At 63.5% G+C, this 25883-nt stretch carries 32 protein-coding genes and 1 tRNA gene; 10 read left to right on the plus strand and 23 right to left on the minus strand.

Features of this window, described 5'->3' with window-relative positions:
* Positions 1 to 258: 258 nt before the first annotated feature.
* The 3 genes from AC0L3B_RS22725 to AC0L3B_RS22735 form a co-directional block, all read right to left on the minus strand.
* Positions 259 to 861 carry a PepSY domain-containing protein gene (locus AC0L3B_RS22725; protein WP_247369949.1) on the minus strand — a complete coding sequence of 201 codons (603 nt, stop codon included), beginning with the start codon at positions 859 to 861 and terminating at the stop codon, positions 259 to 261.
* Between the two features lie 247 nt (positions 862 to 1108).
* Positions 1109 to 1855: a TetR/AcrR family transcriptional regulator gene (locus AC0L3B_RS22730; protein WP_018457980.1), complete on the minus strand. Its 747-nt coding sequence runs from the start codon at positions 1853 to 1855 to the stop codon at positions 1109 to 1111.
* 133 nt (positions 1856 to 1988) lie between these two features.
* The gene (locus AC0L3B_RS22735; RefSeq protein ID WP_473381087.1) at positions 1989 to 3173 is read right to left on the minus strand and encodes a patatin-like phospholipase family protein; all 1185 of its coding nucleotides are present in this window, start codon (positions 3171 to 3173) and stop codon (positions 1989 to 1991) included.
* A 228-nt stretch (positions 3174 to 3401) separates the two neighbouring features.
* On the opposite strand from AC0L3B_RS22735, the gene tgt reads away from it, so the two are divergent.
* Entirely contained in the window at positions 3402 to 4550 is a 1149-nt protein-coding gene (tgt, locus tag AC0L3B_RS22740) for a tRNA guanosine(34) transglycosylase Tgt (protein ID WP_473381088.1), read from the plus strand.
* 15 nt (positions 4551 to 4565) lie between these two features.
* On the opposite strand, the gene AC0L3B_RS22745 is transcribed toward tgt, so the two are convergent.
* A complete protein-coding gene (locus AC0L3B_RS22745) occupies positions 4566 to 4784 on the minus strand; it encodes a hypothetical protein (RefSeq protein ID WP_026233474.1) in 219 nt (72 codons plus the stop codon).
* Positions 4785 to 4983: 199 nt separating this feature from the next.
* On the opposite strand from AC0L3B_RS22745, the gene cysK reads away from it, so the two are divergent.
* Both cysK and AC0L3B_RS22755 read left to right on the plus strand, forming a co-directional pair.
* Positions 4984 to 5961, plus strand: coding sequence for a cysteine synthase A (gene cysK, locus AC0L3B_RS22750; protein ID WP_456654167.1), 978 nt, complete (start codon positions 4984 to 4986; stop codon positions 5959 to 5961).
* A 3-nt stretch (positions 5962 to 5964) separates the two neighbouring features.
* On the plus strand, positions 5965 to 6207 hold the full coding sequence (locus AC0L3B_RS22755; RefSeq protein WP_007610629.1) for a BrnA antitoxin family protein: 243 nt from the start codon (positions 5965 to 5967) through the stop codon (positions 6205 to 6207).
* Between the two features lie 75 nt (positions 6208 to 6282).
* Here the strand turns inward: AC0L3B_RS22755 and AC0L3B_RS22760 are convergent, their stop codons facing one another.
* A complete protein-coding gene (locus tag AC0L3B_RS22760; RefSeq protein WP_018457974.1) occupies positions 6283 to 7713 on the minus strand; it encodes a caspase family protein in 1431 nt (476 codons plus the stop codon).
* Between the two features lie 204 nt (positions 7714 to 7917).
* Positions 7918 to 8793, minus strand: coding sequence for a DMT family transporter (locus AC0L3B_RS22765; protein WP_456654168.1), 876 nt, complete (start codon positions 8791 to 8793; stop codon positions 7918 to 7920).
* 150 nt (positions 8794 to 8943) lie between these two features.
* On the opposite strand from AC0L3B_RS22765, the gene AC0L3B_RS22770 reads away from it, so the two are divergent.
* Positions 8944 to 9342 (plus strand): RidA family protein, encoded by a 399-nt coding sequence (locus AC0L3B_RS22770; protein WP_247370361.1) that lies wholly within the window; start codon positions 8944 to 8946, stop codon positions 9340 to 9342.
* A 52-nt stretch (positions 9343 to 9394) separates the two neighbouring features.
* Here AC0L3B_RS22770 and AC0L3B_RS22775 read toward each other — a convergent pair whose 3' ends face one another.
* The 3 genes from AC0L3B_RS22775 to AC0L3B_RS22785 all read right to left on the minus strand — a co-directional run bounded on the left by AC0L3B_RS22775 (position 9395) and on the right by AC0L3B_RS22785 (position 11016).
* Complete coding sequence (locus AC0L3B_RS22775) at positions 9395 to 9940, minus strand: hypothetical protein (RefSeq protein ID WP_247370363.1); 546 nt, start codon at positions 9938 to 9940, stop codon at positions 9395 to 9397.
* A complete protein-coding gene (locus tag AC0L3B_RS22780; protein WP_018457970.1) occupies positions 9885 to 10229 on the minus strand; it encodes a hypothetical protein in 345 nt (114 codons plus the stop codon). Before AC0L3B_RS22780 ends, AC0L3B_RS22775 begins: the two co-directional genes overlap by 56 nt.
* Positions 10230 to 10428: 199 nt before the next feature.
* Positions 10429 to 11016: a formyltransferase family protein gene (locus AC0L3B_RS22785; protein WP_018457969.1), complete on the minus strand. Its 588-nt coding sequence runs from the start codon at positions 11014 to 11016 to the stop codon at positions 10429 to 10431.
* A 187-nt stretch (positions 11017 to 11203) separates the two neighbouring features.
* Here AC0L3B_RS22785 and AC0L3B_RS22790 point away from each other — a divergent pair, with 187 nt between their 5' ends.
* Entirely contained in the window at positions 11204 to 11491 is a 288-nt protein-coding gene (locus tag AC0L3B_RS22790) for a hypothetical protein (protein ID WP_247370365.1), read from the plus strand.
* A gap of 337 nt (positions 11492 to 11828) precedes the next feature.
* Positions 11829 to 12065, plus strand: coding sequence for a hypothetical protein (locus AC0L3B_RS22795; protein ID WP_247409285.1), 237 nt, complete (start codon positions 11829 to 11831; stop codon positions 12063 to 12065).
* Positions 12066 to 12068: 3 nt separating this feature from the next.
* Here the strand turns inward: AC0L3B_RS22795 and AC0L3B_RS22800 are convergent, their stop codons facing one another.
* The 4 genes from AC0L3B_RS22800 to AC0L3B_RS22815 form a co-directional block, all read right to left on the minus strand.
* Positions 12069 to 12371, minus strand: a complete 303-nt coding sequence (locus AC0L3B_RS22800) for a hypothetical protein (protein WP_085353143.1) — start codon at positions 12369 to 12371, stop codon at positions 12069 to 12071.
* A gap of 91 nt (positions 12372 to 12462) precedes the next feature.
* Positions 12463 to 14511 (minus strand): acetoacetate--CoA ligase, encoded by a 2049-nt coding sequence (locus AC0L3B_RS22805; RefSeq protein ID WP_473381089.1) that lies wholly within the window; start codon positions 14509 to 14511, stop codon positions 12463 to 12465.
* Between the two features lie 118 nt (positions 14512 to 14629).
* A complete protein-coding gene (locus AC0L3B_RS22810) occupies positions 14630 to 14857 on the minus strand; it encodes a hypothetical protein (RefSeq protein ID WP_018457964.1) in 228 nt (75 codons plus the stop codon).
* Positions 14858 to 15012: 155 nt separating this feature from the next.
* Positions 15013 to 15234 (minus strand): hypothetical protein, encoded by a 222-nt coding sequence (locus tag AC0L3B_RS22815; RefSeq protein WP_018457963.1) that lies wholly within the window; start codon positions 15232 to 15234, stop codon positions 15013 to 15015.
* Between the two features lie 140 nt (positions 15235 to 15374).
* Between AC0L3B_RS22815 and AC0L3B_RS22820 the strand changes: the two genes are divergently transcribed.
* Positions 15375 to 16484 carry an AI-2E family transporter gene (locus AC0L3B_RS22820; protein WP_026233470.1) on the plus strand — a complete coding sequence of 370 codons (1110 nt, stop codon included), beginning with the start codon at positions 15375 to 15377 and terminating at the stop codon, positions 16482 to 16484.
* A gap of 145 nt (positions 16485 to 16629) precedes the next feature.
* Positions 16630 to 17016 (plus strand): NUDIX hydrolase, encoded by a 387-nt coding sequence (locus AC0L3B_RS22825; protein ID WP_026233469.1) that lies wholly within the window; start codon positions 16630 to 16632, stop codon positions 17014 to 17016.
* Between the two features lies 1 nt (position 17017).
* On the opposite strand, the gene AC0L3B_RS22830 is transcribed toward AC0L3B_RS22825, so the two are convergent.
* The 4 genes from AC0L3B_RS22830 to AC0L3B_RS22845 form a co-directional block, all read right to left on the minus strand.
* The gene (locus AC0L3B_RS22830; RefSeq protein WP_473381090.1) at positions 17018 to 17311 is read right to left on the minus strand and encodes a hypothetical protein; all 294 of its coding nucleotides are present in this window, start codon (positions 17309 to 17311) and stop codon (positions 17018 to 17020) included.
* A gap of 104 nt (positions 17312 to 17415) precedes the next feature.
* Positions 17416 to 17643, minus strand: coding sequence for a hypothetical protein (locus AC0L3B_RS22835; RefSeq protein ID WP_018457959.1), 228 nt, complete (start codon positions 17641 to 17643; stop codon positions 17416 to 17418).
* A gap of 133 nt (positions 17644 to 17776) precedes the next feature.
* Positions 17777 to 18019 carry a hypothetical protein gene (locus tag AC0L3B_RS22840; protein ID WP_007590794.1) on the minus strand — a complete coding sequence of 81 codons (243 nt, stop codon included), beginning with the start codon at positions 18017 to 18019 and terminating at the stop codon, positions 17777 to 17779.
* A gap of 321 nt (positions 18020 to 18340) precedes the next feature.
* Positions 18341 to 18511 carry a hypothetical protein gene (locus AC0L3B_RS22845; RefSeq protein ID WP_018457957.1) on the minus strand — a complete coding sequence of 57 codons (171 nt, stop codon included), beginning with the start codon at positions 18509 to 18511 and terminating at the stop codon, positions 18341 to 18343.
* A 489-nt stretch (positions 18512 to 19000) separates the two neighbouring features.
* Between AC0L3B_RS22845 and AC0L3B_RS22850 the strand changes: the two genes are divergently transcribed.
* Positions 19001 to 19663 carry a hypothetical protein gene (locus AC0L3B_RS22850; protein ID WP_085353138.1) on the plus strand — a complete coding sequence of 221 codons (663 nt, stop codon included), beginning with the start codon at positions 19001 to 19003 and terminating at the stop codon, positions 19661 to 19663.
* Between the two features lie 178 nt (positions 19664 to 19841).
* Here AC0L3B_RS22850 and AC0L3B_RS22855 read toward each other — a convergent pair whose 3' ends face one another.
* Positions 19842 to 20201 (minus strand): hypothetical protein, encoded by a 360-nt coding sequence (locus tag AC0L3B_RS22855; RefSeq protein WP_143273397.1) that lies wholly within the window; start codon positions 20199 to 20201, stop codon positions 19842 to 19844.
* Positions 20202 to 20362: 161 nt separating this feature from the next.
* Between AC0L3B_RS22855 and AC0L3B_RS22860 the strand changes: the two genes are divergently transcribed.
* Positions 20363 to 20569: a hypothetical protein gene (locus tag AC0L3B_RS22860; RefSeq protein WP_085353134.1), complete on the plus strand. Its 207-nt coding sequence runs from the start codon at positions 20363 to 20365 to the stop codon at positions 20567 to 20569.
* A 335-nt stretch (positions 20570 to 20904) separates the two neighbouring features.
* Here AC0L3B_RS22860 and AC0L3B_RS22865 read toward each other — a convergent pair whose 3' ends face one another.
* The 5 genes from AC0L3B_RS22865 to AC0L3B_RS22885 form a co-directional block, all read right to left on the minus strand.
* Positions 20905 to 21096 carry a hypothetical protein gene (locus AC0L3B_RS22865; protein ID WP_018457953.1) on the minus strand — a complete coding sequence of 64 codons (192 nt, stop codon included), beginning with the start codon at positions 21094 to 21096 and terminating at the stop codon, positions 20905 to 20907.
* Positions 21097 to 21143: 47 nt separating this feature from the next.
* Entirely contained in the window at positions 21144 to 21527 is a 384-nt protein-coding gene (locus AC0L3B_RS22870) for a hypothetical protein (protein ID WP_473381091.1), read from the minus strand.
* 114 nt (positions 21528 to 21641) lie between these two features.
* Positions 21642 to 21998, minus strand: coding sequence for a hypothetical protein (locus AC0L3B_RS22875; RefSeq protein ID WP_473381092.1), 357 nt, complete (start codon positions 21996 to 21998; stop codon positions 21642 to 21644).
* A 674-nt stretch (positions 21999 to 22672) separates the two neighbouring features.
* A tRNA-Lys gene (locus AC0L3B_RS22880) sits at positions 22673 to 22748 on the minus strand.
* Positions 22749 to 23066: 318 nt separating this feature from the next.
* On the minus strand, positions 23067 to 25742 hold the full coding sequence (locus AC0L3B_RS22885) for a glycosyltransferase (RefSeq protein ID WP_085353127.1): 2676 nt from the start codon (positions 25740 to 25742) through the stop codon (positions 23067 to 23069).
* Between the last annotated feature and the right edge of the window lie 141 nt (positions 25743 to 25883).

Consider the following 25883-nt stretch of genomic DNA (forward strand, 5'->3'; position numbering starts at 1 on the left):
AATCGCGACGACGGGATCGTTACTCACTTTGTCCTCCATTGATTTGAGAATTCAGACAACAAAAAAGCCCCGGACCATCATGGGCGGGGCTTCGGTAGAGTGGATTGCGTTCTAGTCGACGACTACACGCGCACGCCTCCCCGGGCCCCGAAGGCCGTGGTGGTTTTAGTCGTGCGTTTGGTGGTCGTGAACATGGCGAGAGCTTATGCGGGAGAGTTTTGCGCCCGTCAATCGCTTTTCGGCGGGATTGGGCTGCCGCTATTTGATCCGGGCGCCCGGCGGTTCAAGGATGACCTCCTTGAGGTTGTCGCCACTGATGACGACGATCGCGAAATTCAGCCGGCCGCGTTCGCGCACCAGTCCGCCGCTGATGGCTTTGCCGGAGGCCGCGCGTTCGGCGACGTGGACGGCATCCGCAAGTCGGTGCTTGATGGCACCGAGCGCTGCGAGATTGCTGCGATCGTCGAGGTCGAGCTCGGCGAGAGGGAGGGCGGCTTCCCCGCCGACGAGCTCGCCGGTCGCGGCATTGATGGTGTGGCGCCAGATCCGGTCGTTGTGCAGGGTCTTCACCCGGTAGACCGGCACGCCGGAGGATCCGTCGAAACTCACATCTGCCGTGGTGGCACCGACGTGGCGGGCTTCCGCAATCGCCATGGCCTGGTTGATCGAGATCGACGAGCTGCGGAAGCGCTCGATCTCGCGGCTGACCGCTTGGCGATCGGCCTCGGCGTCACCATCTGTGTCGCTGTGAAGGGTGGTCGGCGTGCCCGTGCTCACGATCGCCCGCGCCGGCGCTGCGAGGAGGAGTGCGGACAGGGCGATCGCGAGCAGTCCCGAGATCCGTCGTTTGGCCGTCGTCATGCTCGAACCCTCGGCCAGCGAGTATGCCGGATGATCGTCAAGAATTTGCGGCCGACCTTGGGCATCGTTCGGCCGCTGAACGTCGCCACGGGCTGTACCGCCGCGACGATCGAAGCGGTGCGGACCTCTTGGGGCTGGTGAAAAAGCGATCCGCATCGCCCTATAATTAAACCATACCGTATCGTTTTGTTTTGGTCAACGGCGCGGCCACGGGATCTCCTGGAAAGTTCGCAAGCTCACGGAATTGTCAGCGCGATGGGCGCCGCCGCTGCGTGCCCTTGGCGGCACTCTGGCTGCCGTCCGCTGATCCCAGCGCGCCTGCCAGGAAGAGCTTGATCGCAGCGCGCATGCGCTTTTCCGCGGCCTTCATCTCCGGCGGCGTTCCAAACGTCGCCAGACGATGGTTATGACCGACGACGACGTCGAGAAACACTTCCGCCGCGATGGTGGTGTCGTCGACGTCGAGCGCGCCTTGCGCCACCAGATGGTCGAAGAAGCGTGCCGTGGTGGCGACGGCCTTGAGCCAGCCTTCCTCCTTGCCGAGCTTGGCGATGTCGGGAAAGTTGATGGCCTGCGACGTCATCATGCGGCTGAAGGCGACGGCATCGGGTCCGCAGGTGAATGTCAGCATCTCGCGCCCGATCTCGACCAGCCGTTGCTCGACCGAGATATCCGAGGCGCTGCCGAGCTGCGTCTCGGCGGCCGCGGACAGCGGTGCCAGCCATCGCGCGATCTCGCGTCTCAGCACGGCTGCAAACAGGCCGCGCTTGTCGCCGTAACGGGCATAGACGGTGGGCTTGCTCACTCGCGCGGCTTCCGCGACCGCATCGAGCGAGGTCGCATCAAAGCCGCGATCCAGGAACAGGCGGGTGGCGACCTCGATCAGCCGCTGATCGCGTTCGATCGCGGCGCTTTTCGTCGGCCGGCCGCCGCGCGATTTCGGCACCTCGCGCCGCGGCGCCGCCGGTCTTGTCCTGGTCGCAGTCAATCCCATGCCCAATGATTCCTGCGCGGTCGTGACATCAGTCATTGCTCTATAACGCGCGGCAACGAGTGCGTCATGGCTAATCTGGCCGAATGACCGCATCGTCAACCGTCTCGGCACGGCCCCGTTCCTCACCGAGCGCTCACGGAAGCGTCGAAGTCCAGGCCTCGCCCGAAGCCGCCTTCTCATATCCGTACTGATACAGCGCCCGCATATAAGCGGTGTCGAACCCTTCCGAGGGGGCGGCCGGATAATCGCGCGCGATATAGGAGAGATGGAAGCCCAGGCGGTTGCGCTTCGCAAAATCATAAGTCGAGAAGATGATCGAGCGGGTCTGCGACTGGGTGATCGACGACAGGCTGCGGGAGGCAACGTCGATGGTGCTGTTGGAGACGAGCTCGAAATTGCGTTCGATCTTCTTGTTGACGAGGATGTAGATGTCCAGCTTCGCGGGGCCGGGCAGGCGACTGCCCTGGAAAAGCAGGGCTTCCGGCAGTGTCAGCACCGGGGCCGTCACGCCGCCGTCGACATGCATCTCCTGAAATCTGAGGCCCTCGCCTTCGGCGTCGATCATGATCGGCGGAAACACCAGCGGGATGCTGGCGGAGGCCGCCATCACGTCGCGAAACAGCTTGAGCGCCTCGGACGTGCCGACCTCGGCGATCTTGCCCATGTCCCAGATCGCGGTGCGCTGGGTGTCGAGATCGGTCGTCACCACCAGCAGCCTTCGGCCCTTGGCGTTTTCACGAGCGACTTGCGCCATGATTTCGGGGCCGACATAGCGGGCGACGAGCTCGCGCAGCCGCGTGTTGCCGAACAGGCCGGACCCGAACAGCACGCGCATGATGCTAGGATCACTCAACAGGCTCTCCGCGACACCGCTGGTGTAGACCTCCTTCAACGTGTCGTCATATCGCGAGCCGAGAAACGCAAAGGGCGCAATCAGGCCGCCGGTGCTCACGCCCGAGACCACCGAGAAGGTGGGACGGGTTTTGGCCGCGGTCCAGCCGTTGAGCACACCGACGCCGTAGGCGCCATCTGCGCCGCCGCCTGAGAGCGCCAGGTAGGACTTCGTCGCGGTGCTGGTGTCCTTCTCGAAATTGAATTTCGTGATGGGTTCGTCGGCGTAGCGCCGCAGGCCATCGATATCGAGCACGCGCGATGTGCTGGCTTCGGTGGCCGTATAGGGCGTGCGGGGCAGGGAGGTGCAGGCGCCGAGCGCCAAGCTGCACGTCAGGACCAGCAATCCGAACAGGCGGGCGCCGGTCCACCTCGTCCAGCCATGCGAACGGCCGGCTGGGTCAGTCGAACTTGAAGGGAGGGGCATTGCGGTGGCTGGCGATCACGCATCTACCGCCGCCGGCAACATCGCCGCGGCATCTCGTCCCAGCCCAAGGTAAAACTACACTGTATCGTTTTGTTTAACAAGCGTCGCAGGCGCACAATTCCGTGTCCCCCAATATTTGCACCCATTGTCCCAGTCTGATGCATAAGCCGGCCGAGGCATCGCCCGAGCGGGTTGATCGGCCTGCTCCGACACGCAATAAGCACCGTCATGAATCGTCCTGACACCTGTCTGCCCAATCATTTCGAACTGCTCGCCACCGATGGCGCCGCGCGCACCGGGCGCCTGACCACGCCGCACGGCGTGGTGCGCACGCCCGCCTTCATGCCGGTCGGTACCGCCGGCGCGATGAAGGGCATGCACTGGCGCGAGGTGCGTGAGGCCGGTGCCGACATCGTGCTCGGCAACACCTATCATCTGATGCTGCGTCCCGGCGCCGAGCGGATCGCGGCGCTTGGCGGCTTGCAGACATTCACCGGCTGGAACGGGCCGATGCTGACGGATTCCGGCGGCTTCCAGGTGATGTCGCTGGCGGATCTGCGCAAGGTCAGCGAGCAGGCCGTGACCTTCCGTTCGCATATCGACGGCGCCAAGGTCGAGCTGTCGCCGGAGCGCTCGATCGAGGTGCAGCGTTTGCTCGGCTCCGATATCGCCATGCAGATGGACGAATGCGTGCGACTGCCCACCGAGCGCGCCGACATCGACCGCGCGATGCAATTGTCGCTGCGCTGGGCCGAGCGAAGCAAGCGTGCCTTCGAGAGCGCGCCCGACGGCTACATGCTGTTCGGCATCGTGCAGGGCGGCGACATACCCCAGCTTCGCCATGCCAGCGCGCAAGGCCTCATCGAGATCGGTTTCCATGGTTATGCCATTGGCGGCCTCGCCGTCGGTGAGCCGCAGGCGGTGATGCTGGCGATGATCGACGAGACAGCGCCGCTGCTGCCGAGAGAGCGGCCGCGCTACCTGATGGGCGTCGGCACACCCGACGACATCCTCGAGGCGGTCAAGCGCGGCATCGACATGTTCGACTGCGTGATGCCGACGCGCAATGGCCGGCATGGCGTTGCCTTCACACGCTTCGGCCAGGTGAATTTGCGCAACGCGCGCCACGCCGACGATCCCCGTCCGCTCGACGAAGAGAGCTCCTGGCCGTCGGCGCGCAGCTACGCGCGCGCCTATTTGCACCATCTCGTCAAGGCGGGCGAGACGCTAGGTGCGATGCTGCTGTCCGAGATCAATATCGCTTATTACCAGTTCCTGATGCAGGGCATCAGGGACGCGATCGCACAGGGAACGTTCGAGGAGTTCTATCGGCGTACGCGCGAAGACTGGGGGAGGGGCGACATCGCCCCGCGCTAGGTCAAGTGCAAAACGTCAGTTGCAGACGAGGCGCTGCTTGACGGAGTGCTTGGTCACGAAGCCGTAGCCGCAATTGTCGCAGGTCCAGAGATAGCTGATCACGTGTTCCGACAGATACGCAGAACCTTCGGCGGCGATCATGGAGTCGGCGCAGACGGGACAGGCCGGCAACTCACTGCAACGCGGAGCGCGGTTCGGTGCGACGGTCGACAACACTTCAGCGACTGCTGACATCGTGGTGACCTCCCAGCTTGAGACCTAAGTCTAACATAAGCAGAATCAGTTGACGAGGTCGCAACACAAATGCGTTGGTTTTCTGATAATTATTGCTCACGCGATTTTGCGATGCAGCGTATTTAGCATGTAACGCAATCTCGCTTGCGTGTCGCCGCAGGCTGTCTAGAAGCACAATCGTCGCCACAGGGAGTTCATCATGGACGCATCGTCCACCACGGGTGCAGCGCACCAACCCGGCCGCGGCCGGATCTATGACTCGATCGTCGATGCTTTTGGCGACACGCCGATCGTGCGCTTGCGCCGGCTGCCGGGCATGCATGGCGTGAACGCGACCATTTTGGCAAAGCTTGAATATTTCAATCCCGCCGCAAGCGTGAAGGATCGCATCGGCGCGGCCATGATCATCGCCATGGAGAAGGCCGGAATCGTCAAGCCCGACACCGTGCTGATCGAACCGACCTCCGGCAATACCGGCATCGCGCTGGCCTTCGTCGCGGCGTCGCGCGGCTATAGGCTCAAGCTGGTCATGCCGGAGTCGATGTCGATCGAACGCCGCAAGATGCTGGCCTTTCTCGGCGCGGAGCTGGTGCTGACACCGGCCGCGCAAGGCATGAAGGGCGCGATCGCGACGGCCGAAGAGCTGTTGAAGACGACGCCGAATTCGGTGATGCCGCAGCAGTTCAAGAATCTCGCCAATCCCGAGGTGCACCGCCGCACCACCGCGGAGGAGATCTGGAATGACACCGCCGGCAACATCGACTTCTTCGTCGCCGGCGTCGGCACCGGGGGCACCATCACCGGCGTCGGCCAGGTGCTGAAGCCGCGCAAGCCCTCGCTGCGCGTGGTTGCGGTCGAGCCGGAGGAGAGCCCGGTGCTGTCGGGTGGCCAGCACACGCCGCACAAGATCCAGGGCATCGGTGCGGGCTTCGTCCCTGACATTCTCGATTGCTCGGTGATCGACGAGATCGTCAAGGTCAACTCGACGACGGCGATCGAGACCTCGCGGGCACTGGCGCGGCATGAGGGCATTCCGGGCGGCATCTCCTCGGGCGCCGCGATTGCCGCGGCCGTCGAGATCGGCAAGCGACCCGAAGCTGCGGGAAAGACCATCCTGGCTATAGTGCCGTCCTTCTCCGAGCGGTATCTTTCGACGGCTCTGTTTGAGGGAATCTAGGACATGGCGGATCAACCACCGAGGCGGCCGCGGACGTTGGGCGACGCCAGGACGGAGGCCGAGGCGGCGTTCAAGAAGGTGACGGCGAAGGTCGCTGCGGCGCCGCCAAAGCAGAACGTGGCGCCGGGGGTCAAGGAGCAGGTCACGCTGCGGATCGACCAGGACGTGCTGGAGCATTTCCAGTCCGGCGGGCCCGGCTGGCAGGACCGCATCAACGAGGCGCTGCGAAAGGCCGCGGGGAAGTAGACGCCAAAGCTTTGGTTTTTCGCAACGAAAAAGCCCGGCGCGAGCCGGGCTTTTGTATCTGCGATTGGCCTCGCCTCAGCGGCGGAACATGCCGCCCATCATGCCGCCGACGACACCGCCGACGAAGGCTGCGCCGGCAGGATCGCCGCCGCTGCTGCGATGGGGAGCCGGTGCGGGCGCGCTGCTGGCCGCGGGGGCGGCGGCCCGGCGGGCTGCCTTCTGGCTGTTGTCGCTCGCGGTCGGCGGGCCGGCCACGACTTCCGAAAGCAGAGCCTTGTGCTGGAGCTTGTTCAGGTAGCCAGACGCGGGATAGCCGCGCGCCGCCTGCCAGCGCTTGAGCACCGACCGGGTCTCGTCGCCGAAGACGCCTGTCTGTTTGTTGTCGAAGCCGAGCCCGCCCAGGCGACGCTGAACGTCGCGGCGCTGGTTCTTGTCGAGGCCGATTTGGTCCTCGGTAAGCTGGGTGGCCTCTTCGGTGAAGGTCGCGGGATCGACGCCAGCGGTGAGGGTGCGCGTCGCGGTCGAGGGGCCGCTCTTGATGGCCGCGAGGCGTGCCAGCGCAAGCGCCTTGAACTGACCGTTCGGGTAGGCGGAGAGGTAAGCGTTGAGCTCTTCCGACTTATTGCTCTCCTTGACCGAACGCCAGTATTCGAGCTCGACACCGTCCGAGCTGCCGCCCGTCGCCATTGGCACGCTGCCAGCAGCCGTCGGTGCCGCATTGGCGACTTGCGTCGTCGGAGCCTGGTTGAGATAGACCGCGCCGGTCAAATTGGTGTGGCCCCAGGGCAGCTGCCCCTTGTGGGTCTCCTCGTTGACCTGGGCGCGGACCGACGTCATCGCCTGCTGGATCTCGACACCAGGCTTGGTGATGTTGTCGATGAGCGCACGGGTGAACGGGCTGTTGTTGCCCTCTTGGCCGTCGAGCGCGGTCTGGCCCGGGCCGGTGGCGAACGCGATCAGCGTGCCTTCGCCGGATTTCATCTCAGCAAGACCGCTCTGCACGTTGACGCTGCGGGTCGCGGAGTTCGATTTGATCTTGGCGGCGAACGGATTGTCGCGGCAGGCGTCAAGGAACACCAGCTTGACCTTGGCGTCGCCCATGGTCTGCTCGAGCGTCAGATCGATGTTGATGGCGGCACCGAGCTTGACGTCCATCTCCGACTTGATGTCGGCGTCGACAGGCAGAAGATAATTGGAGCCGCCGACCGCGATGCCGTGACCGGCATAATAGAACACTGCGACGTCGGAGCCCTGCGCCTTGCGGCCGAAGTCCAGCAGCTTCTCCGTCATCTGGTCGCGCGAGAGGTTCGAACCTTCGATCACCTCGAAGCCGACATTGCGCAGCGTTGCCGCCATCGCCTTGGCGTCGATCGGCGGGTTCGGCAATTGTGCGACGTTCTTGTAGGTGCCGTTGCCGACGACGAAAGCAACGCGGCGGTCGGCCTTCGCGGCACTGACCGACAGTGCCATGCACATCAGCGACGCGAGGAGGGTGAGAGTGCGCATCTGGAATCCCCAACAGAATCGAAATTGCAGGCAGCAACGAATTGGCAACGAACTTACATGAAGTGCCCGCCTCGGCGCCACCAAAACGGCAGTTCGTCGCGTTCAACCCGCTGCTGTGTGGCAGAATGTGCACGATGGAATACCCTTCCAACGTGATCCAAATCACACGGCCACTTGGTTTTGTCGCGCGAGGCGGCGCGAGGTTCAGCGCGCGGGAGCAGGATCTGCCGGAGCTCGCTTTAGATTCAGGAGATTGCCGAACAGGATCAGCGCGGCGCCGACCACCGTCCAGGTGTCAAGCCGCTCCGAATACAGCAGCCAGCCAGCGGTCGCGGTCAATGGAACTCGCAGGAAGTCCATGGGAACAACGATGGTCGCATCCGCATAGCGCATCGCGCTGGCGAGGCAGTAGTGCGAAAACGTGCCGCAGACGCCGATCACGCCGACCCACGCCCAGACATAGGCTGAGGGCCACGTCCAGACGAACAGCGTCGGAATGAAGCCTGCGACCGATTGCACCACCAGCATCCAGAACAGGATCGACAGCGCGCTTTCGGTGCGGGTCAGCGATTTGACGAGCACCATGGACACCCCAAAGCCCATCGCGGCGCCGAGTGCGATGAGTTGACCGGGATTGATCTCGCCGGTGGCGGGTCGGACGATGACGATCACACCGAAAAGGCCAAGCGCGATGGCGGCGATCTTCCACGGCGTCATGCGCTCGGAGAGAAGGCTCGCTGCGAGCAGCGCCGTCCAGATTGGCATGGTGAACTCGATTGCCACCACCTGGCCGATCGGGATCAGCGTCAGCGCGAAGAACCAGCCGAGCTGCGCAACATAGTGCACCAAATTGCGCCCGATGTGCTGCGGCAGGCGCGACGTCCTGAGCACTTTGAAGCCGCCGGCCCCATAGATGAACGGCGAAAGCAACAGGAATCCTAGCAGCGAACGCACTTCCATGATCTGAAATACATTCAGCTCGCGCGTGGTCTCGCGTCCGGCGACCGCCATGACCAGCATCAGCGACAGCCAGCCGGCCATCCACAGGGCAGCCATCGTTTTGGACGGTGTCGTGTTCATCGGCGCGGGTGTGAGAGGCGAGGTCTTGAGGGAAGGCCGGTATCGGCGACATCCTCGCCGTTTGCAACGGTCAAATCTGCCGGTGCAGCGATGCAGGGCGCCGTGCTAAGGCATCAGTGAACAACGAGAACAATCGGGAGATCTTCGCTCATGCACATCTTGCAGCCGGCCGAGTGGAAAAAACCGCGCGGCTTTTCCCATGGTGTCGTGGTCGAGGGGCCGGGCCGCTGGGTGGTGCTGGCCGGGCAGACGGGCGGCGACGAGACCGGCAATTACGCGCCTGACATGGCAGCGCAGGTCGGGACCGCGCTGAAGCGGATCATCAAGCTCCTGGGCGAGGCCGGCGCCAGCCCCGAGCATATCGTCCGCCTGACCTGGTACCTGACCAGCCGCAGCGAATATGAGGCAGCCGGGGCCGGCATCGGCGCGGCCTGGAAGGAAACGCTGGGGCGCAATTTCCCGCCCTCGACCTTGCTCTACATCGGCGGCCTCGTGGATGACCGGGCCAAGGTCGAGATCGAGGTCACGGCGTTCGTGCCGGACACATAAAAAATCGACCCGGCGAGATCGCCGGGTCGATTGTCAATCTACTCGTATCGGCTTAGCGCGACAGCGAGATGTTGGCGCCGCGGAACTGGCTGTCGGCGCGCATCGTGACGTTCTGCTTGTTGCCGGACGTCTTCAGCGAAATGTTGGCGTTGAAGCCGGCAGTGGAGGCGAGCAGCTCATAGTTTCCGCCGGCCCCGCGACCCGAAAGGGAGCCGCTGATATTGCGGCTGGCCTCGGACCAGCTGCCCGCGATGGCGCTGCCTTCAGCCTTGACGTTGGCGCCGAGGTTGAACTTGTAGGCGTCGCTGGCGCAGGTCAGAGACAACTCCATGGTCGGTCCGATCGGAGCGTATTTCGCCCGGCAGCGGATCCGTTCGGTCGAGCCGTCATCCAGGGTGACCGTGCCTGAGCCGCTCCAGTTGCCGGCCAGCGGGGCGAACGGGCCGGACTGGGCCTTGCTCTCGGAGTTTGCAATTCCGGCGGCAAACATAACGGCGGCCGCGATCAGCAGCCGCCGGCCCACACCGCTCGTCACGATTTTTCTATTGGCGCGATGCTTCCCACCGCCCGCTGCACGGTATGCCTGCAGATGCTCCATTCCACTTCCCCGATCCGGCGTTGCCGCTGAGTTGACCGTTGGCATATGCACCATTGATCGAAACTTTCACAAGTCCCCCGCTGCCGATGGTGCCGGAAACGTTAGCGCCGGGCGCGGTGATCTTGCCGTCGGCAACCGTCAGCAAGGAGCTCGCGGTCGGCTCGCAGGTGCCGCTCTTGGTGACGATGGTGACGTGCCAGTTGCCGTCATAGGGGGTCTGGGCAAAGGCGGGCGCGGCGAGGGTGGTAACTGAGGCGGCACAGAACGCCGCAATGCGAGCAAAACGCATAAAATCCGTCCTTGAATTTGTCTGATATGCTGACCCTTATTCGGGCCAAATGTGACGGAAATTTGGTGCAGTGCCAAATCGAAAATTGTTCCTGTGGGAACAATGGTTTATTTGGGGTTCAGGCTGGGATTCTTGAAGCAAAATCAATGCCCCGTCACGTTAAGAGTAAACGTCAGGAGATCGACTCAGGAAAAGGGCCTCAGGAAAGACTTGGCGCTGAAGTCGCGAACTGCTCGTCTTGAGTCTTGGACGGCAGCGCCTTGTGGACCTTGGCATAGTCGATCACGTCGGCCAGCAATTTGAGCCCGAGCGGGGCGAGCGCGCGCTCCCACAGTTCCCGCGCCGTCTCGCCCTTCTTGACGAAGCACCACTCCTGGGCCGCAATGGCGCCAGCGTCCATGCGGTCGGCGAGGTGATAGATCGTGCCGCCGGCGATCGGATCGCCTTCCTTGATGGTCCATTCCACGGCCGCCTTGCCGCGGTGACGCGGCAGCAGCGAGGGATGATAGCCGATCCCGCCCAGCTTCGCTGCCTCAAGCGCGTCCTTGCCGATCCGGGCGTGGCTGTGCGCGGTGACGATCAGATCGGTGTCGGGGGCGATCTCGGAGGCCACCACCAGTTTGGGATTGGCCTGGACCACGACGTCGATGCCCGCCGCCTTGGCTGTTGCGGCGAGACGATCCTCAGCGTCGGCCACCACGACGCGCACGATCGAGACACCATGCTCCCGGAGCATGTTCAGGGTGGTCACGCCGAAATGGCGGGAGCCGACAAGAGTAATGCGCATGGGTGTCCGATCCGTCTCGCAACTGCGTCATCTCCCGATAACACGTCCGGACGTCCTGTCACCACCCGCGCTGGGTTTGCGCCGGTTATCAACAACGCGCCGGGCGAGGCTGCGCGATGAATTCCGCGATTGCGGTGTCGGCCGGTCCGGTGCTTCCATGCGCATGGCATCGGCTCGGAGTGAACGCATGCGGAGCGCGTGGTTTGTCCTTCTCGCGGCCTTGGTTGCAACCACTTCGGCGCGCGCTGGCGGACCGCCCTATCCCGTGGTTCCGCCCGAGGTCGGGGTGGCGCCCTTCATCGGCCCGACCTGGTACACCTATCGCTGCGCGGAAGGGCCGGTCACCAATTTTTATCACGGCGCCTATTACGGCCAGGAGCCGCCGGCGCTCTATCGCGGCTACGCGTACCGGCCGCATTACCGCTACAGCGCCTACCGCAGGCTGCCGCGCAAATATTTCTGCGTCACAGACTAGCGTTGCCGCGCCGCCACGGTGGTGCGGCGAGTGCCGACGGCCGGTTCCTGTGTTTCGTTTTTAACAGAGAGACCCAGGATTTGCCGTTAGAACGTGGACCGACCGGGGCTGGCGACATTTCAACCCGCATCCGTTTTCGAACCCGGATTTGGCCGCTGGCGTGATCGCCAGCGGCTTTTTCATGCTCGGCCATCACGAAATCATCTGACGGTAACGTGATCTCAACCAGCTTGGCGTATCGACGAATCCGTCGCGGATTTGTATTGCGTACCGCGACACCGAGATTGTCGCGCCGGCGCGGGTGCGCCGTGCGGGCTTTTTCGCCGGGACCTATTTCATGCCGAGCGCGATTGAGCAGATCGTCGACGTCTATGTCCGGCTGAAGAACCGGCGCGGCCTCGACGAACTGATGATGCACAGGCAACGGCTTGCAGTCGATCTGAAGAGCAGGTCCGGCTACGACTTCAGCCTGCCGATCGGCCAGATCGACGAGGAGATCGCGATCATCGAAGCCGGCCTCAGCCGGTTCAAGTCGGGCGATATCGCCGCGACGGACGACGGACGGCCAGTTTGACGTTCAGTCGCGCCGGCCACCGTCGATGACGGTGAATAACGGCCGCGCCTGGGTCGGCTCGACCAGCAATTCCTCCACCAGCGCGGTCGCCGCATCGACATATTTGCGCGTCGGCTTGTCGAGGGGACGCGTGGCCTCGTCGTCGAGCGCGACTTTGGCGGCCTCGACCAGCTTGCGCATTCGCGCCGCGTGGTCATCGCCCGCCGTCAGCGTCGCGCGGGCCAGCGAGCGCAGCACGAACAGCTCGCCCTCGAGGCGGAGCAGACGGTCGTTCAGCCTGGAGAGGACGGCGTTGAGGTCGGCCATGGCGCGCGTTCGTTGCGGAAGATGCATCCTGCTCTAGCGGCGATCGGTGAACGGAGTCCAAACGGCATCGGCGCAATTGCGGCGATCTCCCTCAAGTCTCGCTCCGCGCCAGATAGTCGCGTGCGAAGGCGAGATACCAGTCGAGGCAGGCGGGATTGGCCATCGCCTCCCGGTTGATGACCTTCTCGACGGGCTGGCTGAGCAGCAGCTTCTTGATCGGCAGCTCCTGCTTCTTGCCCGAGAGCGTGCGGGGAATTTCGGCGACCGCAAAAATCTCGTTGGGCAGGAATCGGCGCGAGAGGCCGGCCTCGATCGCCTTGTTGATCTTCGCCTGCATCGCGCCGTCGAAGGCGACGCCTTCGCGCAGCACCACGAACAGGGGCATGTAGCTGTCACGGCCGAGATATTCGAGATCGACGACGAGGGAATCCAGCACCTCCGGCAAGGCCTCGATCGCGGAATAGAGTTCGCTCGTGCCCATGCGCAGGCCATGCCGGTTGATGGTGGCATCGCTGCGGCCATAGATGATGCAGGAGCCGTCCGGGTCGACCTTGAGCCAGTCGCCATGCCGCCACACCGGCCCACGGCCGGTGCCGTCGAAATTGTCCGGATAGGTCTCGAAATAGCTCGCGCGATAGCGCGCACCGCCCTTGTCGTTCCAGAAATAGAGCGGCATCGACGGCATCGGCTCGGTGCAGACGAGCTCGCCGACCTCGCCGATGACGGCGCGGCCCTGTTCGTCAAAGGCTTCCACGGCAGCACCCAGCAGACGGCACTGCATCGCGCCCGGCGTCTGCGGCAGTTCGCGATTGCCGCCAATGAACGCGCCGGCGAAATCGGTGCCGCCGGAGATGTTGGCCCACCAGATATCGGCCTGCGCCTTGCTGCCGTTGGTCTTCGACAGGCCAGCGAAGCGGTTGTTGAACCAGGCTTGGGTGTCGGCGCTCAGCGGAGAGCCGGTCGAGCCGAGACATCGAAGCTGTGAGAGATCACCGGCGGCGACGAGGTCGACCTCGGCCTTGGCGCAGTTGGCGAAGAACGCGGCGCCCGCGCCGAAGAAGGTCGCTTTCGACTGCGCGACGAAGCGCCACAGCGTGGTCCAGTCTGGCTTGTCCCTGGCGCCGCCGGGGCTGCCGTCGAAGATGCAGCAGGTGGTGCCGCTGAGCAGGCCGCCGACCTGGCTGTTCCACATGATCCAGCCCGTCGAAGAGTACCAGTGATAGCGCTCGCCGAACGAGTTCTCGTGGTAGGAGCAGCCAAGATCGTTGTGCAGGCCGAGCAGCGCCAGCACCACGATGATGATACCGCCATGGCCGTGCACGATTGGCTTCGGCAGGCCGGTGGTACCGCTGGAATAGACGATCCAGAGCGGATGATCGAACGGCAGCCAGGCCGGCTCGAACGCGTCGATCTCCGCGCCGGTTGTTGCGATAATTTCGGAGAGCAGGGCGTCGGCCGCTGCGGGCGCGGCGGCCTCGCTGTGCAGGATGACGTGCTCGACCGTCGGCAGCGACCGCCGCAGCTCGGCGAGGACGTCTTTGCGATCGTGCCGGCGGCCGGCATAGGTGACGGCGTCGCAGGCAATCAGTACTTTCGGTTCGATCTGCTTGAAGCGGTCGATCACGGCGGGCGCGGCCATGTCGGGCGCGCACAGGCTCCAGATCGCGCCGATGCTGGCGCTCGCCAGGAATGCGATGATGGTCTCGGGGATGTTGGGCAGATAGGCGGCGACGCGGTCGCCGGGCTTGATGCCTTTTTCTTTCAGATGCAGCGCGAGCGCAGCCGCCTTGCGCCGCAGCTCCGGCCAGCTCGTCTCGCAAAGCCTGCCGTCCTCGCCACAGCTGACGATTGCGGGCAGGCCGGCGGCGTCAGCCGCGTCCACGTGGCGGAACACCTGCCGGGCATAGTTGACCTGCGCGCCGGGAAACCAGACCGCGCCGGGCATCTTGCGCTCGGTGATCACGGCGGCAAACGGCGTCGGCGATTGCAGATCGTAATAGTCCCAGATGGCGTGCCAGAACCCGTCGAGATCGCGCACCGACCATTGCCGCATCTCCTCGTAGCTGTCGAAGTTGAGGCCGCGCTTCTCGGCGAGCCAGGTGCGGTAAAGGGCGATCTGGGGAACGAAGGGTGAGGTCATTGCGTGTCGGCTTCAGTTGCGGGGCGGAGAGTTTAACCGTTGCCGCAGAGTAGCAGAAGCCGCAGTTCGGGCAGGGGGCGTTGACGGGAGTAGCTGGTCTGGGTCCGGTGGAAGCAGTCTACCCGCCGGCTCCGGCCCAACGCCTTCCGAACACGGGTGGCTTGGTTTTCACCGCTTCCCAGCCGAAGAAATGATGTTTGCCGGACCATGTGTGCACCACGCCGCTGCAGATGCTGCACTTGAAGGTGCCGGAATGCGCTTCGGCGTGCTCCTCCCTTGTCGCCGTGTAGTTCATGCTGCAACCCGCGCAGGTGAATTCTTCGATCGTCCAGATGGTATTGGCCATTGCACCGAAGTGGTTTGAGGGACCTCGATGGAAGCGTAGGTGCACGCCTTTGCATCGACGTAAACCGGTCGGCCGAAATCCGGTTAATCACCGTTAGCCAAGCCGGCATCACGTCGCGCACCTTGCCGGCGCTCGCCCACGGCGCCGCCGCAAGATCAATCGCCGGTCCGGATGCTTCGCATGTCCCGGTCGATGCACATCTGCACGCGCCTGATGGCGAGCAACGGCAGCCTGCCTTGCACGCGCCCGGTGCGGGCCCTGTCGCCGACGGCATAGGCGTAGCGCCAATAGCCCGGTGCGCCGTTTGGCTTCAGCGAAAAGCGGATGCCGCGGTGAATTCCCGCGTGTGCGACGGGCTCTCTGGGGCGGCGTGCCATCGTCTCGGAATGCAGAATGGCCCGATGCGTTCCTAATCGCCGGCTCGTGCCGGCCCGGCGTCTTGACGCCGGGTGCGCGGCTGGCAATAACGCGGGGCCGCGCAAGTGCCGGAACCCGCGTCAATGCCGCAAGGAAAGCCGTGCCCGTGAAAAGTCTGCGTCAGCTCCTGACGGGCGAGGACATCATCCAGCTCGTGATCCGCGTCGGCCTGCTCGGCCTGCTGATCATCTGGACCTTGCTGATCATCCGCCCCTTCGTGCCGATCCTTGCCTGGAGCGGCGTGCTCGCGGTCGCGTTCTACCCGGCCTTCAGCTGGGTCGCCAAGATCCTCGGCGGCCGGCCCAAGACCGCAGCGGCGATCCTGACCCTGATCACGCTCGGCATCGTCATCGGTCCTGCGACCTGGCTCGGTATCAGCGCAGTGGACGGAGTGCGCGAGCTGGCGCACCAGCTCGGCACCGGCGACCTCGCGCTTCAATCGGCGCCGGAGCAGCTCAAGTCGTGGCCGGTCGTTGGCCCCTGGTTATTCGACCTCTGGGAGCAGGCCTACAACAACATCCGCGCAGTGCTCCGCGAGGTGGCGCCGTATCTCCAGCCGCTGGCGGGACCGCTCTTGTCGCTCGCGGGCGATGCCGGCGTCGGCACGCTCCAGTTCCTGGTCTCGGTGTTCGTGGCCGGCTTCCTGTTTCCGCACGGGCCGCGGCTGGTTGCGGCCGGCCGCGGTTTCCTGTTTCGCATCGTGCCCGAACAGAGCGAGCATTTCCTGGGGCTCGCGGGCGCGACCATCCGCGCCGTGGCGCAAGGCGTGATCGGCGTCGCGATCGTGCAGGCATTGCTCGCCGGCATCGGCTTCAAGCTTGCCGCGGTGCCGAGCGCCGGCCTGCTCGCCTTCATTGTGCTGCTGCTCTCGATCGTGCAGATCGGCGCCTTCCTGGTGCTGCTGCCGGTGATCATCTGGATCTGGACCGCCAAGGACGTCACCACCGCGCTGCTGCTCACCGTGTTTCTCGTCCTCGTCGGTTTCCTCGACACCATGTTGAAGCCGCTGGTGATGGGGCGCGGCCTGACCACGCCGACCATCGTCATCTTCGTCGGCGTGATCGGTGGCACGCTCGCCCACGGCATCGTCGGCCTGTTCATCGGCCCGATCATCCTGTCGGTGGCCTGGGAGATGATGATGGCCTGGATCAGGACGGAGGACCGGGCAGAGGCGGGGGCAAGGGCGGGCACAGCGGCGGGCGAGGGCTGATCTGGCGCCTCGAACGGCGGGATCGGCCTGCCGGGTTTAATCAGATCTGACGGCCTTGGCCCGGGTGATCAAGATCCATCCGGAACTTGTCTATCCGACTAGACAAGTTACCATGGGCTCGATTCTATTTTCGATTACGGCGGACATGGCGAAGTCTTCCAAACTGGTTGCCGCCAAGCGCGGCAAGGTATTGTTGGTCAGACGCCGGTCGGACGGCCTGTGGATGTTTCCGGGCGGCCGCAAGCGCGCGCGCGAGTCCGACAAGGACTGCCTGCGGCGGGAGATCAAGGAAGAGCTGCCCAAGCTGAAGCTCGGCCGGATCAGCCTCTGGAAGGAAGTGACGGCCAGGAACAAGCGTTCCGGCCGCAAGATGAGCGACGCGATCTTCATCGCCAAGGGCGCCAAGGGCAGGCTCGCGATCGGCGACAAGCACGAGATCGACCGCGCCGTCTGGCAGAAGCCGCGCGGCATCCGCCTAACGCCGACCTCGCGCTATATCCGCGACCGCCTGTTTCCGCGGAAGCGCGGGTGAGCTAGGCCTCCTCGTGGTCCTCCGACGAGAGCTGTATCCGTCCGGTGTGGGCCCGCGAAAAATTGGCGCGCGGTTGCGGCGCGGACATTCTGGCCATTTCGGCTTCGCGCTGCTCCTTGCGAGCCTTGCGCGCGCGCTTCATGGCCTGCTTGACCTGAGGGTTCGGTGAATCCTCCGCGAAGAACAGCACCACCTCGCAGCTCGGACATTGCCTGGAATAGCCGTCCTGCAACCGTCCCGCGCGGTCGCGGAATACGGTCTTGCAGCGCGTGCACTGAATCTGGACGAAACTCATGCGCGGTCGATCGACAATGACTGATGAAAATGGATCGTCAGGTGATCCCAAATGTCTGAAGAAAGCTTGAACGCGTCGGCGACACCAAGCCGCTCGATCAGGCGCTATTGCTTGGCCGCCATCGTGTCCAGGCAATGGTTGAGATAGACGGTGCGATCCCTGGGCAGCACCTTCTCGAGATCCGCCTTCAGCGCGCATTCGCGCTGCCGCATCTGCTCGGCCCGCCGCTTCTCGGCCGCCTCGCGATATTCGGGAGCAACCTTGTTGGGATCGACGAGAGCCTGCGAGCGGGCGGGAGCCGTCACGGCGAGTGCAATGGCGGTGATGATCATGAACTGTTTCAAATGAGCCTCCGTAAAAGGCTCATCCTAGCGCTCGGGCGGCGAGGGCTCAAACGGCAAGTTCGCCGAGACGCCCGGCAGCCCAGTTGATTCAACTACCTGAAGTTGGGACTCGTGACGTCCGTCACTTCGGGACGTGGTCGATCTTGTGGCCGAGATGCCCGGTGTCGTGATCGCGCCGCAACTGGCTGAGCGATGTCTCGTTCAACTGATGCAAGACCTCGCTGAGTTCAGTCGTATCCGGATAACCGGCAGCAAAACCCTTGCCGTAGATCTTGCGCAACGTACCGACCAGCGTGTTGCCGTGCTTCTTGCTGATCGCGCCATCCTTGTCGCGGTGGCGATGATCCAGGCCCGTGTCCTTCATGGCTTTCTCCCTGAGCGGCGTCTGCGCGCCTGGAGAGAGCGTGCTCCCAAACGAGTTGATTGGCAACGGCACGGCGCGCGGCAGTTGAGCCTCGTCAAGATGTGGAAAGATCGAAGGCCGTGTGAAGCAGTTCACAAGCGATGGTCGAGATCGCTGCTACGAAGGCCTCATTGCTTGACCGATTGATATTTTGAAAACGCCCCAGCGCTCCACCAGGCGCTGGGGTTTTCACGTCGATCACCGCCACGGCCAGAGCGCGCGGCGCGCGATCGGTCGGGTGCTTTTCGAATGATGCCGAAGGCTGGTGCCGAAGGCGGGCGACTACGCGGCTTGCTCCTCGAACGAGGTGTAGACCTGGCCACCTGGACCGATCACCTGAACGCCCCAGCACCCGTCGGCGATGAGCTCCTTGGCCTTCTTGAGGGCGGCGGCGAGTGACAGCCGCTTGAGGCTGACGATTCCTGCCGTGTCGAAACCGCTGATTTCAAACATGCCGCTCCTCCCTGTTTTGTCGAATCCTACACTTTTTGAGCGGGTTGTCTCGCGGCTTTTGGGACAGGGGCCCGGCGCACGAGCAGGCGATGGCCAAAATCGCGAAAACAACCCCATGCACAGTAGCTAAGTCCCGCTGGCGCAACGCTTTCTTTTTGGCACATGGCGGTCCTGCATCCGGCGGAGACGCCGGGTTGACGCGTCGGGCAAAACAGGGGTCGTCTGCCAACTTCGGAAAATCCGCTTCGGACCAGGGCGGCTTCCCGGGATCGGGAGGAGCTCGCGCACCGGCCTGCCTGTCATGACCCTCGCACGATCCCGTAGTCGGCCGGGGGTGGCGGGGTCTGCAGCAGGCCGCGGCCGCTAACGTGGAATTAAGCTGAAAAGCCCACAATTTTAGACAGTTGTAGATGGGTGCTGCGTAAGGGAGCTGTCGCGAGGACGTTCCGGCGACGGCTTCCTGTTGCTCGCTCATTTGGGGTCAATGCCATGACCGCGACTTTCGAAACGCAAGGCCTTGTCGAACAGCTCGACCCTGCAGCACTGGCTGCGGCCATCGCCGCCGGCGAACCCGCAAGTTTGGACGCTCCGGAACCGATCAAGCGATCCAGCCGGACGTCCGTCATGGCGCTGTCGGTGTGTGCCCTGGCCATCAACGGCGCCGCGGCGATCTACACATGGCCGTCCGGCTTGCCATCGCTGAATCTGAGCAGCCTGGCTGATCTGCTCCCGCGCCAAGAGGCTTCAGCGCCAAAGCCGGATCCGGTTGTCGCGGCCTTGAAGGATATTCAGTCGACCCAGCAGCAACACACGGCTTCGCTGCAGGAGAGCAATCAGGCATTGCAACAAAACGCGGCTGTGCTGCAGGCGGATTCGATGGTGCTGCTTTCGCTCCGGCAGAGCATCACGGATGAACGGGTCGATGTGAGGAAGGTATCTTCGCAGCTGTCCACGCTGATTGCGAAGATCGACTCGCTGCAAAATGCCATGATGTCGGACGTCACGTCCTCCGTTCGAAGAGCGCATGCGCGCTATGGACTGTCCGCCGCGATGCGCAAGCGCATCGTTCGGCAGTCGAAATCTGCAGGTCCGGTTTCAGTTGGAGGAGCGCCGCTGAGCGTGCCTGCCACCGTTTCGGGCCCGGAGAGCTGAAGATAAGGTCGGGCAAGTGATCTGGGACTTTGTCCGCGCTCACTTGACGGGCTCACGTGAGCGCGGCTTTTTACCCGACTTGGAACTACGGAATGCTGGTGACAGTGCGCTCCGGCACTGTCACCGCGAATCCTAAGAAGCGATGATCAGGGGCCCGCCCGTTTGCCCTCAGGGTCTTTCAATAGTAGCGGCGCCTCGGACGGCGCTCGTAATAATCATCGCCGTAATAGCCTTGCCGACCCTGTTGAAACTGCGGCGGAACCGTTCCGGTCGGGTAACACTGGCCGTCGCGGGTATCGATATCGGCACCGTTTCCGCAAGGAACGGGATAGTGGCCATAGCCTCTACCGCCACCATAGTACTGCCGTGCGGCCTGTTCTTGCGGCGGCAAGTAGCCGTTGGGGTAGCACATGCCGTCGCGGGCGCTGACGTCCCAGCCGTGGCCGCACGGCGGTGGGTGCACAGGGACACGGTATTGAACCTGATGAACCTCACCGAGCTGTAGAGCCAGCAAGGTTGCCACAACTGCACCGATCATCAAACTTCTCCCAATCGCACTATGCCTACGCCTGAGCGGCTGAATGATCGCTGAACGGGTTCACGCCGGCGATCTTAACCTCACTTTAGGAAATCGTTGTTCGGCGGCGTGCCGTTGGATATAAAGGGAGCCGCCGTTAGCGTCAGTTGCGTCCGTGAGTCATGATTACCTATAAGCAGTACCATATCCAGCAAGTCGAGCACGGCCCCAAGCGCTGGGTTGCTCGCATCACGCGGACAGACGGCCAAAACATCCGCACGATAATGCCGGCGACCGAGCTACCCTACCTCGAGACGAAGCCGACAGCGTCCGCCGAGGAAGCCGAGGCGCTCGCCAAGGAAGGCATCGACTTCGGCGGCGTGGTGTAGGCCGTCGTCGGGGTCGACTGACATTCGTTCGCGAACTCGCCGGTGGCTTCATCCGCCTCCGCAGCCTGCTTTTCACCCAAAAACTATTGTGGCTCGGTTGGCTTGTCTCGCTCATGGCTCTCGGCTTCGGCGGCCGCGCACGCATCCATGCCATGACATTTGCTCAGATAGTACCGAGCGCCTGCAAAGATCGAGCAAACAATCACCACGGAAACCAGCAGCAAGATCATCCACCGTCGGTTCAACATTCCCATGACCTTCTGCACCCTCCATCCGACGCAGCCCGTTCGCCTGACCGGCCCAGCCAGGCGAGGCCAAGGGTCGATAAGCTCAAATCAGACCTTGCGCTTCGGATTCAGTCTAGCCTCACGCTCCAGCCGCTCGGACTTCAGGCGTTTGAGGTTTTCCTGAAACTCCGGAGTGGCTTGGCTGTCCGCTATTGTCTGTCTCGATCCTATCGGATTGAGGGTCCTTCGATCGGCTTCGTCCGCGACTTGTTGCGCGGCCGACCGTTTGGGTTTGATCATTTGCTTTTTGCCTTCAGGCGAGATTGACCAAGCGGGCGCCGGTCAATTCATTTTCGATTTGGCCGGTCGCGTCGAACATTCTGGAATTCCTCGGGTCCCTTGACGAGCCGCCGCTTGCGGCTGGCCTGGTCATCCGGGCTCGCTTTGTTGTCTTTGAGCTTGTCGATCGCATTACGCGCCATTTCCCGAGCCCGCTCGGACGAGGCCTTGGCTGCAGACGTAACCGCGAGGGCGGAGGCGGGTTTGCCCAAGCCAATATCGACCAGCCGACGGATGGATTCAGAGCGAGCCGGAGTGTCTTCCTGCCCCGACGCCCATGCGTCGATCTGAGCGACAGTCGCCTCCGGCCAGCGCGTGCCGATCTGGACGCCTTGACCAGTAGCGGGGCGGCCGCGATGCTTTTTGGCACGAATCTTTTTTGCTGGTTTCATTTTATTTGGTACCAAAAAATCATGCCGAAGGGAAGCGCGAACTTCCGACGGCTGTGCCTGTTTAGTGCACTGGCACCGCAATCCCCACGCAACATCACGATCACAGATTGAAACTCAGGCGGCCCCCCGTAGAGGAAGCGCCAGTTGTACAGCAAAAGGTCGGGAAGCATTTGCTTGGACGAAGCCCTGCAAGGCCGGCGTGATCTCGCTACTCGTGACACGCTCGGCAAGCTCATCTGCGATCTCGCTGGTGGCATCGCGAGACCAGCCCTCGATGGCGTTGAAGGCGACGATACGGACGGGATACGCGTACTGCCCGGAGAGTAGGTCGCGGATGATGGTCTCGACGTCGGTATCCTGCTCGTCGGCCTCGCGCCAGGAGCAGCCGGCGCGCGCGCCGAAGTCTTCCAGTACCAGGTAAATCTCCCGGTCGAGCCGATCCAGCGGCACAATCGACGGCGCATGACGCATGACGCAACTCCTACTCAAGAGGAGCAATCGTTCGACTGTCCGTTCGTTCCGCCCGGAACTCAGGCCGATAGGCAAATGAAAGAGGCGGACGTTTGAGAAGCGGCCTTACTTCTTTGGCAGAAGTCCCAAGACGAACCATTGAGCCGGAAACAGTGGAAACAGCAGCGCTCCCCAGATGAACCAAATGCGCCTAGACCGGCCTCTCTGTGCCGCGAAATTGGCGGTCACGCGCCCACACCACATCATCAGGGTGACAATGACCAAGCCAAACATGATTGAGGCAAGCATGGAGTGGCTCCTGCCGATGGTCCGTTGGTTATCATATAGGATTGGCCTGTCGCCGGGGAGAGAGCCCAAATCAAGATTGCGCGCTTAAGGCGGGGACGACCGGCGCCGCCTTACTTTACTTGTTCTCTGGCTCCGGTGACGAGGCGGAGCCCGGCGTGCGGGACGTCGGCACCGTCTGAGAGAGCGGCAACTGAGGCGGCCTATTTGGGGCGGAATGGCTTTGGGCACACCAGTTTTCCGGAAGAGTCTCGTCGGCAAGCGCCGACATCAAAGCGCCGCTCATTTGCGGCGGCAGGACGCGTCGGCAGCGGAATTCCAGCTGCCGACACAGTGCCGACATGGAGCTTTCTGTCGAAGTTGCGTTTGGGATTACTGCTTCATTGTGTTGGTGAGCGCGCTGGGGCTCGAACCCAGGACCCCGTGATTAAAAGTCACGTGCTCTACCGGCTGAGCTACGCGCTCCCATGGCCGCTGATGGCTTCAAAGAAATCGCCATCGTCTTCGGTCATTTGGAAAAGCATGTCTTGCCGCCACATCGACGCAAGCGTTGCGGAAAAACCGGCTGTTTCCGGATCATGCTTTCGGCCCGCGCTGTGTAGGGGGATGGGGCGCGGAGGTCAATAGCTCGGGTGGTTGCCGAACTTGAAGGCAACAGCGGGAATTCGCTCGCCGTTTCCAATGCTTGAGCCGGGATTTTCAACCCGAATGGCGGCCGTCATCCACGCCGAAGAAGCCGCGACGTCCGCCCACGGGACGGAGGATGCCACGTTCGGAGCCCCGTCAGTTCGCTTCCCGCCGGACCTCGCTCGGCACCGGCACTTGCTGCGGCGTGCCGGCGGGGGTGGGTAGCGCGACCGGGCGCAAGCCGATCAGCTCGGCGGTGCGGATCGCGCTGTCGCGCCAGAACTGGAACGAGTTGATGCGGCTGAGCTCGAGGATGGCGATGGCGACCGCGGCCAGGAACGGCAGGCTCTGCAGCACCAGCACGCCGGCGAAGATGTAGATCTCGGTGATCTGGCGGTAGCTGTTGGAGGCCACCAGCACGCCGGCGCCGATCAGGAGCAGGGCGCCGATCACGGCCTCCCAGAACGCCTGGAACTCGATCGACATCCTGGACAGGCCGCCCTTGGAGGTGCGCGCGAACGCAATGTGCTCGGTGATCAGTCCCTGCGCCACCGCGCGCGACACCGTCCACTGCACGCTCATCGCCGCGATCATCGCGCCCAGCATCTGGCCGGGCTTGATCGCGACGCGCGCGCGGTACATCGACAAGAAGTGTACGAGCGAGACGATGAAGGCGCCGATGATCGGCAGCGTCAGGATCTTGTCGGGGATGGCGATGTCGGCGAAGGCGACGATCGGCACCCAGACGAGGTTGAGCAGCGCCACGACGACGCCGAGGCTTTCGGCACCCAGCCAGTTCAGCCAGCCCAGGCCATATTCGCGCTTCTGGTCGGGCGTCAGCCGGCTCCGTCCGGGCAGGAAGTTCCGCCAGTGCTTCTTGACGATCTGGAGGCCGCCATAGGCCCAGCGGTGACGCTGCTTCTTGAAGGCCTCGTAGGTATCGGGCAGCAGGCCCTGGCCGTAGCGGTGGTTGGTGTAGTGCGTGGTCCAGCCGAGCTGCTGAATCGAAAGGCCGAGATCCGAGTCCTCGCAGATCGTGTCCGACGACCAGCCGCCGGCCATGTCCATCGCGGCGCGGCGGATCAGGCACATCGTGCCGTGCACGATGATGGCGTTGGTCTCGTTGCGCTGGACCATGCCGATGTCGAAGAACCCGGCATATTCGCCGTTCATGATGTAGTGCATGATCGACAGGTCGCCGTCGCGATGTTCCTGCGGCGCCTGCACCAGGCCGACGCTGGGATCGGCGAACGCCGGCACGAGGTCCTTCAGCCAGTCGGGATCGACGACGTAGTCGGCATCGAGGATGCCGATGATCTCGGCGTCGACGGCGGTGCGGTCCATCGCGATGCGCAGCGCCCCGGCCTTGAAGCCCTGCACCTTCTCGGCGTTGATGAACTTAAAGCGCTCACCGAGCGCGCGGCAATGATCCTGGATCGGCTGCCAGAAGGCAGGGTCCGGCGTGTTGTTGATGATGACGACGCATTCGTAGTTCGGATAGTTCAGCCGCGACAGCGCATCGAGCGTCTGCTTGAGCATCTCGACTGGTTCGAAATAGGCGGGGATGTGGATCGAGACCTTCGGGCAATAATTCTCGGGCACGTCCTCGACCGGCTTACCTTTCGTGAGCAGCCGCTGCGGCGGCCGGCCGAATGCGACGGCCGCGATCTCGTCGATGCGCGCCATCGCGATCAGCACGAGGGGAACAAGCAGGATCATGCCGAGCGTGAGCGCGAAGGCCGAGCCGAAGATGAAATAGTGCCCGTTCCAGAACGCGAACACGGTGGCAGCCCAGGCGCCGACGCCGTTGGCGGTGGCCGACAGCAGGAACGCCTGCTTCGCCGTCGGCTGCTGCAGCCGCAGGATCGGCAGCGACAGCAGGATACCGACGAGGAGCGCCACACCCATCAGCTTCCAATAATCGGGATTTTGCACCGGGCCGGTCCAGGCAAATTTCGGCTCACGGCTGGCGTTGAGGATGCCCCAGTACGGACCGACGCCGCCTTCGAAGTATTTCCAGGGCTGATCGATGGCCTCGACGATGTTGTATTCCATGCCGATGGCGTCGGCGCGGCTGACGAAGTTGCGCAAGGTCAGTGCTTGCTGGAACGGACCGGGGTCGGCGTTGCGTAAATTGTAACCCGCGCTCGGCCAGCCGAATTCGGCGATCACGATGCGCTTGCCGGGGAACAGGTTGCGTAACAGATTGTAGCGGTCGACGGCCTGGTCGACCGCCTGATCCGAGCGGAAGTTTTCCCAATAGGGCAGCACGTGGGCGGCGATGAAGTCGACGTTGGAGCCGAGGTCGGGATTGTCGCGCCAGATGTTCCAGATCTCACCGGTCGTGACGGGTACGCGGACCGAGCCCTTGACCTTCTTGATCATCTCGATGAGGTCTTCGACCTTCTGCTCGCCGCGGTAGATCACCTCGTTGCCGACGACGACGCCGTTGACGTTGCTGTTCTTGCGCGCGAGCTCGATGGCGGCCTTGATCTCGCGCTCGTTGCGATCCTTGTCCTTGTCGATCCACGCGCCGACGGTGACCTTGAGGCCGAACTCCGCCGCGATCGGCGGCACCAGTTCCACGCCGCCCGTGGACGAATAAAGGCGGATCGCGCGCGTCATCGTCGACAGCGTCTTCAGGTCGGCGCGGATTTTCTCCACCGTCGGAATGTTGTCGATATCAGGATGAGCCGAGCCCTCGAACGGGGCGTAGGAGACGCTGGGCAGCAGGCCCTTGAAGTCGGGCGCGGGTTCCTTGTCGCGCGAGACTCCCCAGAGGCCGGCGTGGAGCGCGGACACAAGCAACAGAACGGCGGCGACAACCCGCATCGCGGCTAAACCAAAAGGGGCTGAGGGGGCAGGGAAGCGGATCCGACCCCGAGATCCGACCAAGTCCGCGGCAAATGGAGCATACCTCTGCCGCGCGGTTTCACAACTGTCATCGCCTCATGACCGAATGAGGGCATGCAC

Source organism: Bradyrhizobium sp. Kon56, assembly GCF_055807635.1.